The sequence below is a fragment of the Nocardiopsis salina YIM 90010 genome (assembly GCF_000341025.1).
GTDB lineage: Bacteria > Actinomycetota > Actinomycetes > Streptosporangiales > Streptosporangiaceae > Nocardiopsis > Nocardiopsis salina.
The window spans coordinates 1-7,618 of record NZ_ANBF01000196.1; the positions used below are offsets into that span (position 1 = coordinate 1).

Annotated in this window: 10 protein-coding genes; 5 read left to right on the forward strand and 5 right to left on the reverse strand. The window is 68.9% G+C overall.

Annotated elements, in window-relative coordinates:
* The first annotated feature begins 202 nt into the window (after positions 1–202).
* The 5 genes from D474_RS32415 (at position 203) to D474_RS0122675 (ending at position 3,107) form a co-directional block, all read left to right on the forward strand.
* Positions 203–352 carry a hypothetical protein gene (locus D474_RS32415; RefSeq protein ID WP_017615771.1) on the forward strand — a complete coding sequence of 50 codons (150 nt, stop codon included), beginning with the start codon at positions 203–205 and terminating at the stop codon, positions 350–352.
* On the forward strand, positions 349–546 hold the full coding sequence (locus D474_RS0122660) for a hypothetical protein (RefSeq protein ID WP_017615772.1): 198 nt from the start codon (positions 349–351) through the stop codon (positions 544–546). Before D474_RS32415 ends, D474_RS0122660 begins: the two co-directional genes overlap by 4 nt.
* The gene (locus D474_RS30615; protein ID WP_083931934.1) at positions 543–1,274 is read left to right on the forward strand and encodes a DUF2637 domain-containing protein; all 732 of its coding nucleotides are present in this window, start codon (positions 543–545) and stop codon (positions 1,272–1,274) included. The genes D474_RS0122660 and D474_RS30615 overlap by 4 nt, the downstream gene beginning before the upstream one ends.
* A gap of 112 nt (positions 1,275–1,386) precedes the next feature.
* Complete coding sequence (locus tag D474_RS0122670; protein WP_017615773.1) at positions 1,387–2,601, forward strand: helix-turn-helix domain-containing protein; 1,215 nt, start codon at positions 1,387–1,389, stop codon at positions 2,599–2,601.
* Between the two features lie 128 nt (positions 2,602–2,729).
* The gene (locus D474_RS0122675) at positions 2,730–3,107 is read left to right on the forward strand and encodes a hypothetical protein (RefSeq protein ID WP_017615774.1); all 378 of its coding nucleotides are present in this window, start codon (positions 2,730–2,732) and stop codon (positions 3,105–3,107) included.
* A 76-nt stretch (positions 3,108–3,183) separates the two neighbouring features.
* Here the strand turns inward: D474_RS0122675 and D474_RS31960 are convergent, their stop codons facing one another.
* From D474_RS31960 to D474_RS30620, 5 genes are all read right to left on the reverse strand, one after another.
* On the reverse strand, positions 3,184–3,468 hold the full coding sequence (locus D474_RS31960; RefSeq protein ID WP_152477000.1) for a hypothetical protein: 285 nt from the start codon (positions 3,466–3,468) through the stop codon (positions 3,184–3,186).
* Positions 3,465–3,857, reverse strand: a complete 393-nt coding sequence (locus D474_RS34470; RefSeq protein ID WP_449289369.1) for a phage terminase small subunit — start codon at positions 3,855–3,857, stop codon at positions 3,465–3,467. The genes D474_RS31960 and D474_RS34470 overlap by 4 nt, the downstream gene beginning before the upstream one ends.
* 91 nt (positions 3,858–3,948) lie before the next feature.
* Complete coding sequence (locus tag D474_RS0122685; protein ID WP_017615776.1) at positions 3,949–4,728, reverse strand: hypothetical protein; 780 nt, start codon at positions 4,726–4,728, stop codon at positions 3,949–3,951.
* Complete coding sequence (locus D474_RS0122690; protein WP_017615777.1) at positions 4,706–4,900, reverse strand: hypothetical protein; 195 nt, start codon at positions 4,898–4,900, stop codon at positions 4,706–4,708. Before D474_RS0122690 ends, D474_RS0122685 begins: the two co-directional genes overlap by 23 nt.
* Before the next feature lie 53 nt (positions 4,901–4,953).
* A partial coding sequence (locus D474_RS30620; RefSeq protein WP_152477002.1) for a DUF3987 domain-containing protein occupies positions 4,954–7,618 on the reverse strand: 2,665 nt, incomplete at its 5' end.

Genomic DNA, 7,618 nt, shown 5'->3' on the forward strand with positions numbered 1-7,618 from the left:
TCTCATTCCAGCGGTGCTACCACCTGCGGGAACGGCGGGAGATCACTTCTGACCTGCAATTCCGGGTCACCCGAGATACCGCTAGATCCCCCGGCTTCCCGTTGCCGTCCGGTCCGAATGCGGTCCGGAGAAACGGAACGCCCGACCGGGTCTGTCCACCCGGTCGGGCGTGAAGCCGGGACCTATCCCAAAGGTCCGAACCATGCATCACATTACAGACCCGGCCCCGCCCGTCCTCGTGATCGAGGCAGTCCTCCCGGCGACCGTGGCGCGACTCGAACGCCCCGCTACCGACCAGCGGCCGTACACGATCGTCGTCGTGCCCGTGGCCGTTCAGGGGGTGGAGCTGTGAGCGCCCCCTCCCACGGTCTGGCCGCTGACATCCTCGCCGTCCTCGACCAGCACGGCCACCACTGCCCCGACGACCAAGCCCGGGGCGCGGCAATCATCCTCCTCGGTGACGTCCTCGACGCCTACCAAGGACGCATCAACAGTGCCCGGATGGTGCGGGAGTCCCACCAGCACGGCGCCGAGGGTGCCGAATGAAGCGCGGAAGTGTGGTCGCCTGGTTGGCGTTCGCCACCGGCGCCGTCGTGTCCATCGGCGCGAACGTGCTCCACGCCCTCGACGGTGACGGGCCGACCGACTTCGGTCGTCTGGTTGCCGCCGGGTGGGCGCCGGTCGCGCTGCTTCTGGTCGCCGAGCTGGTGGCCCGTGCACGGCAGTCCGGCCCCTGGTGGATCATCACGCTTCGGTGGTCCGGTACCGCCGTGGTGGCCGCTGTGGCCGCGATCGTGTCCTACGGGCACATGCGGGACCTGTTGCTGTCCTACGGAGAAACCGCGTTGGTCGCCCACCTGTTGCCGCTGTCGGTGGACGGTCTGCTGTTGGTCGCGTCGTTGGCGCTCGCGTCCCCGGACGGCACAGACCAGCGGCACGCGCACGGCGAGAGCGAGAAGCAGCAGGTCAGCCCTACCGTCGTCAATGCCGACGGTTCCGCCCATGGTGCCGCCCCCTGGCTGGTCAACGAGTCGGTGCCTGCCGCGCGCGACACCCGCGACACGGTCACTGTGCCGATTCCTCCGGAAGGGGTCGATAGTGCCGACCCCTCGCACACCGCAGCCAAGCGAGACGACGACCGAGCGCGGGCGCGGCATGCCTACCGTGCCGCCCTCAACGAGGGAGTCCCGCTCACCGGCAAGGAGCTTGCCGCACGGTTCGGCCGGTCCGAGTCGTGGGGGCGAACCCGCATCCGGGAGTGCCGCGCCGCATGACCACACCAGGGGTCGGCACCCGCGCCGGCCCCTGGTTCCTGATCTGCCCCTGCGAAGACGACGGGCCCTGCCTACTCTGGGAGTTGCGAGCAACCAGGAAGGCAGGGCCGACATGGCTGAGGATATCTCCATCGGGGACACCCTCCGAGACCTACGCGCCGAACGGGACCTCACACAGGAAGAGTTGGCAGAAGCCGCACGGCTCCACGTCAACACCGTCCGCAAGATCGAACAGGGCGGCACAGGATCGATGGAGACCTACCACCGCCTCGCCCGGGTACTCGGAACAACCACCGGACGTCTGGTCGCCGGACAACCCGCACGTCGACAGAACCACGGCGACGACAACAAGGTGTCCCTGCTGGACATGCGCCGCGCCATCACACCCCCCGTGGGGCTCGACGGGCACGCCGCCCTACCCGACGAAGAACCCGACCTCGCCGACCTACGGGGCGCCGCCGAGTCGTTCGCACGCTCCTACCACTCGGACCGGTACCGGGACATGGCCACCCTCGTTCCCCGGCTGGTCACCTCTGCGCACGCCGCCGTCAACCACTACGCCCACACCCCCCAGCAAGCCGACGCCCACCGCGTGCGGTCCGAGATCCTCCAACTCGCCGGGCGCTACCTCACCCAAGTCCGCGCCTACGACCTCGCACAGACCGCGCTCACCGACGCCGTGCGCGACGCCGCCACCGGCGAGGACCGGCTGAATGCTGCCGCCTCGATCATCGGGCAAGCGTGGGTGCTCCTGCGGCAAGGGCGCCTCGACGAAGCCCAAGAGCTTGCCGCCGACACCGCCGACCAAGTCGAACCGCGCATGAGCCGCGCGTCCGGCGAGGAACTTGCCGCGTGGGGTTGGCTCCTACTGCGGGCGTCTGCCGCTGCGGCACGCAACAACCGCCCCGACGAAGCACGCGAGGCCATCACCCTCGCCCGTACCGCCGGTGCCGCACTGGGCGGCGAGGTCACCCACCGGTTGCGCGGGTGGGTCTCGTTCGGCCCCACCACCGTCGAGCTCAAAGCGATCGAGAACGAAGCGATCGCCGACCGCCCCGACCGTGTGCTGTCCATGTCCAAGCCACTCACGCAAGGCTCCTCAACCTCCGACAACTGGAACCGCCACATGTTGGACGTGGCCAAGGCACACGCGCGCATGCGCCACGACCAGGAAGCCACACACGTCCTGTCCGGGCTGGTGCGCGCTTCGCCCCAGTGGCTCTCACACCAACGGCTCGCCGCCGACACGTTCGCCGAGGTCCGAGCCCGGCGCAAGCGCGCGTTGACCTCCGAACAGCGCAAGCTCGCCGCCCTGTTCGCCGAGTAGAGCAGGACAAGTACCACGGGGCGTGGTAGTCGCCGGGGCACCCCGGTTGGAACTACCACGCCCCGTGTCTGTAACCGCCGCCACACTTTCCGTAGCTTCGTGCTCACCCCAACAACCGAGGTGAGCAGATGATGACGGACCAACGGGCGGAAGACCGCGCGGCGCTGCACGGGCACCCCTCAGCTATCGAGGTCATCGCGGCCGACTACCCGGCATGGGACATCAGCCGCGAGCCCCACGCCGGCCCCTGGTGCGCCACGCGCGGCGAGACCCGTCTGAGTGCCGACACCCCCGCCGGTCTCCTCGTGCGCGTGGAAGAGCAGGAACTCGCCCGGCTCCAAGCCGCCCACGCCCACCAGTGGCGCATATGGCGCACCCCCAACTACTGGATGGCCAACGCCCGCGTGCCCGGGATCGAACCGACGTTGATGGAACCGACCCCCGGCGCGCTGGAAGCGAAGATGCGCAACCCCGGGCCGCACATCGCCCCGCCCTACCCCGAGTAGGCGAAAAGCTCCCGCGCCTCGGGGTCCATGTACGCACGGGGATGTGCACTGGTCGACACCCCCGGGGCGCGGGTCTTCACCCGCACACACCCCACTCGGCCAACCGGCGCCAACCAGCGTCGAGACCAGCCTCCCGCACCCACCCCCGAGCCGCAGCCTTACGCCGGTTGACCGGGTGGGCGGGCACACCGAATCGTTCCGATGCTGGCATCGGCCAGCCGCGTGCGTGCATCCACGCCCGGTACCGGCCTTGGTGGTGCCACACCACGTGGTCGCCGTCGAGGAGCTCGGGCGGCACCGGTAGCCCTTCGACCACCGGCGCCGCCATCGCGGCCGCGCGGGCACGTCTGCGGGCGCTCACTCGGCCGTCTCCGCAATGCGCCACCCCAACGCCGCCATCGCTTTCGGGGTCAACCCGAGCGCCTCACTCGCGTAGCGGGCTTCCTGCGCCATCCACGCGGACGCCTCACCCGCCAAGATCGCCGACTCATACACGATGAGTACCGCCACCGTGCCGCGCGCGGTGTCGTCGAGCTGCGTCGCCTGCGGCGACTGCCAGATCTCTTCCCAGCGCCTGGCCTCGGCTTCGGTCCACTCGCGTCCTGGCGGCATGGGCGGCACCGGAAGGTCACACCCAGCGGCGGGCAAGTCGACCAGCGCCGACCGTGCCCCCGTTGAGACCGGGCGCCGGTGAGCCCGGCTATGCGGCTTGGCCACGTTCCGAGGCGCTGGCATGATCGCTCCTCTCATTGAGGTTGATTGGTCAAGGCACACCCTGGAGACCTCCCCGGCGACCTTTCGTGGATCTCCGGGAAGGGGTCATCCGGGTGGGGTCGGTGGCTCACGGGCGCGGGATGAACGTGTCTCCGAAGGTGTCGATCTCCTCGCCGTGTTCGTTGATCTCGCGAATGCTCTTCCTGCGCGCGTGTGCTCGGATCAACTCGGCAGTCTCGGCGTCGCGCGCGTAGAACACGCCGTCACGGAAGACCACAGTCCGCCCGTCACCAGGACGGCTCAGCTTCACCGTGTGCGCGCCGCTGTCCCTGCTGACGGCGGACGGTCCGAGCTTGAACCTCGCGACGATCTCCGGCGCGTCAGGGACCTCCCCGCTCTTGCGCGTTCCTGCGTCCGCCGCGTCGGCGACGGCATCAGCATCGGCGCGGACCTGGGCGGTAGTAGCGCGGCGGTGGTCTTCTTCGAACCGGGTCAGGACCTGGGTCAGGCATTCGGCGTAGCCCCCTGCTTGGAGGGCGAGGCTGGGGCGAGCCCCCCGCAGTCCTCGTTGGTGTGCCGCACGGCGCAGTGCCTCGTGCTCTCCGTGGGCCTGTGCGCGGGCGAGGGCGAACCGGCGCCACGCGGTGAGGGTGTCCTCCTCGCTGCCTCCGGTCGCGGCCTTCTCGAACTCTTCCCACATGGTGGCGACGTGGGGGCGTACCTGGTCGTAGAACCGGGTGACGCGTCCCTGCCAATAGCTGGTGAGGGTGTTCTCCCGTGCGGACTCAACAGCGGCGCGGGCCTTCTGTGCCGCTTCTCGGGCGGCCCGGTACTTGCGTTCGATCTTGTCGGCTTCGGCTTGCAGGTGGTCGGGGTCGTACTGTTCAGCGGTCTTCGTGGTCGACATGGTTCTTCTCCTCGTTCTTGCGGGTGTGGTCGGTGATGGTGAGGCCGAACGTGGTCAGGGCCCGGGAGCGGGAGTAAGCGGCCGGTTCGCCGGGGTCGATCTCTCCGGCGGGGCCGCGCGGTCGGTGGCCGCGCGTGTAGTACCAGCGTCCGAGTTCGTAGCGGTCAGCCATGGGTGTTCCTCCTTGTTGGCGGGGCGCCCACGGGTGCGGGCGCCCCGGGGTTCTTATGCGGCGGTCTGGTGGTCGAAGCAGTGGCCGTCAGGCCACATGTCGAGGGCGACACGGCGCTCACATCCGGGGGTCCGGCACGTGGACACGGTGGGCTCTGGCGCGTGCCCCCCTTCGTTCGGCGGTACAGAAAGCACAGAACTCACTTCAGAACTCCCCTGCCCTGACTTCTGTGCTTTTTGTGCTGCGTTTCCGGCGGGGCCGTCCGCGTGCACGTCCGGATGGAGGGCATACCTCGGCGAGGGGGGCCGCCCCTTCTTTCCGGGGGTCCTCTCGGGGGTCACGTCGGCAAGCCACCCGAGATCCTCAAGTTCGACCATCGCGTCCCGGACAACTGCGGCGCCTCCCACATCCGGCACCCACTGACGGCCGTGGAGCCCCACGTGGACCTTCCGAACGGACACCTGCTCTCCGGGGCGGGCGTTCTTGGCCAGCCAGTCGAGGATCTCCGCCAGGGGCCTACGTCCACCCTCGGCACGCGCGTCCATCAGCTCGAACACACGCCGGGCGTGCGCGATGAAGTACGGCGCCAGCTCGATGGCACGCGCCATGGTGCCCTCGGTGATCTCGACGGCACCGGGGTTGTCGTAGATCTCCATGCACGCGGCCACGCGGGCGATCTGACCGCAGAGTTTGCCCGCCCACTCGGCCAAGTCGTGCAGGTCGCCGCCCTCGCCCTTGCGCTGCTCGACGTCGTTGTAGAAACTGCCGAACCGGCGTCGTGCCTGGTCGGTCAGTTCCAACGTCGCTACGGTCTCGCCCGCCCACACCTGGTGCACGATGGCGCTCACCCGGGATTCGAGCCCGGCGACAACGGCCGGCGGGATTCCGGGAGCGTCGAAGGTGCCCGGGGGCATCTGCGGGGACAGCGCCATGAGGAACCGGTTCAGGAAACCGGACTCCTTGAAGTCGGGGTTCTGCTTGGACAGACCCTCGACCATGCCCGTTTGGATGATCAGCCCCAGGGTGACGGCGGTGTGGGGCATATACGACCCGCCACGGGAGACCCTGCCGGAGTGGTAGGCCACGCCGGTGTACCCCTCTAGGAGAGGGCCGATGTTGGCTTGTCCGTTGCCGTAGATCCCGGCCGCGTGTTTCCACAACGTGGCTTCGGAGCCGAGAACGGCGACACGTCCACCCTGCTCGCCCATGGTCTTGGCCAGGTACTCGATTGTGGAGTCCCCACCCGCGAGGATCTGGGGCAGGTGCCGTCGGGTTCCGGCTTCCTCCACCTCGTCACGTGCCATCTGAAGGTCGGCGTCGTCGGCCTTGCCGCTCTTGGCTTGCTGCTTGGCTTTTTCGTACCGGGCTTCAGCGATCTCGACCTGTTCGTTGTGTCGCCAGACCTCCGGCCCCACCTTCTCGGCCAACTCTGCTGCGGCGCGTTCGAGCGGCTCCATGGCCAAGGACAGGGCCGGGGTCTTGCGTGCGGACGAGTCGGCCAACGCCATGGCGTACAGGCACACCATCTCGGTCCAACCGTCCTTGACCTTGACCCGGCGCCGCCCTCCGACTGCTGCTGAGATCACCGACAGGGCGGAGAACGCGGCGATGTCCTCGGAGACGTTGAGGCTCACCGACGCCGCGCGCACCCACTCGGCCAGAGTTCCGAGGTGGCCCGTGGGGAAGGCCGGGAGCCGGGGCACGTGGACCGGGACGGGGGCGCCTTCGAATAGATGACCCCCCTCGTTCGGCGGTACAGAAAGCACAGAACTCGCTTCAGAACTCCCCTGCCCTGATTTCTGTGCTTTTTGTGCTGCGTTTCCGAGGGGGTCATGAGTCTCGGGGACTCGTTCGGTGAGCCCCCGGATGGCCCCGTTCAGTTCGGCGCCGGTCTTGGCCTTGACCGCCGAAACGACCCACGCGAGCACGTCATCGAACTCAGCACCGGCTTCTTTCGGCGTCAGGGCCCGGTCCGAGCGGGTACGCGGCTTGGCCATCATCTCGGCGTGCAGCGGCCGGAGCGCCTCCTCGGCACGCCGGGCCGCGTACATTCCCACGCGGGCCTCGGTCATCGTGTCCAGAAGGGCGAACTTCACGCTGTCGTGGCGCGAGTAGCCGCCGTTGGCCCGGGCCGCGAACCGCTCAACGATCGCGTTCAGAAGGTAGGGGCGCATCTGGGCGGTGTAGGTGTCGAGGAACTCCTCGACCTCCTCGCGCGTGGCTTTGGACCGGGACTCTCGCGCTTGGGTGAGCTTCTCGGCCAGGGTCTCGGGCAGCACTGGCAAGGCACCGGCGGTCAGCCACTTGTACCGGCCTCCCTGTTCAGCCTTTTCGTGCTCGGAGGGGGCGACGACGATGACGCCGTTCTCCCCGCGCACTTCGCCCCACGCGCCGCCCAAGGCGCCGGTGCTGTTGCCGTACCCCTGGCCGTGCGGGGTGGCGAACACGTAGTGCCCGCGCATGGGCTGGCCTGTACGGGTGGACTGGTACGGCGGGTTGAGTTTGGTGATCGCCTCTGCGAGGGGCTCGGGCATCTGGTCGGGGTCGTCGACGTCGAACACCACGGCCCCGGGACCGACGTGCAAGGCCATGCTGGTGTGTCCATCGGTGAGGAACCAGTCGGTGAGCTGTTGGGGGTCCCGGCTGGACTTGAGGTGCCAGCTACCGCCGACGACGCTTCCCGGGTGCTTGCTGCCGCTACGGATCGGCCGGGGGAGG

What these genes read in the sequence shown, in the direction of transcription:
- D474_RS32415 (WP_017615771.1), top strand. Translation starts at nt 203, where the DNA reads ATGCATCACATTACAGACCCGGCCCCGCCCGTCCTCGTGATCGAGGCA.
- D474_RS30615 (WP_083931934.1), top strand. Translation starts at nt 543, where the DNA reads ATGAAGCGCGGAAGTGTGGTCGCCTGGTTGGCGTTCGCCACCGGCGCC.
- D474_RS0122670 (WP_017615773.1), top strand. Translation starts at nt 1,387, where the DNA reads ATGGCTGAGGATATCTCCATCGGGGACACCCTCCGAGACCTACGCGCC.
- D474_RS0122675 (WP_017615774.1), top strand. Translation starts at nt 2,730, where the DNA reads ATGATGACGGACCAACGGGCGGAAGACCGCGCGGCGCTGCACGGGCAC.
- D474_RS34470 (WP_449289369.1), bottom strand. Translation starts at nt 3,857, where the DNA reads ATGAGAGGAGCGATCATGCCAGCGCCTCGGAACGTGGCCAAGCCGCAT.
- D474_RS0122685 (WP_017615776.1), bottom strand. Translation starts at nt 4,728, where the DNA reads ATGTCGACCACGAAGACCGCTGAACAGTACGACCCCGACCACCTGCAA.
- D474_RS0122690 (WP_017615777.1), bottom strand. Translation starts at nt 4,900, where the DNA reads ATGGCTGACCGCTACGAACTCGGACGCTGGTACTACACGCGCGGCCAC.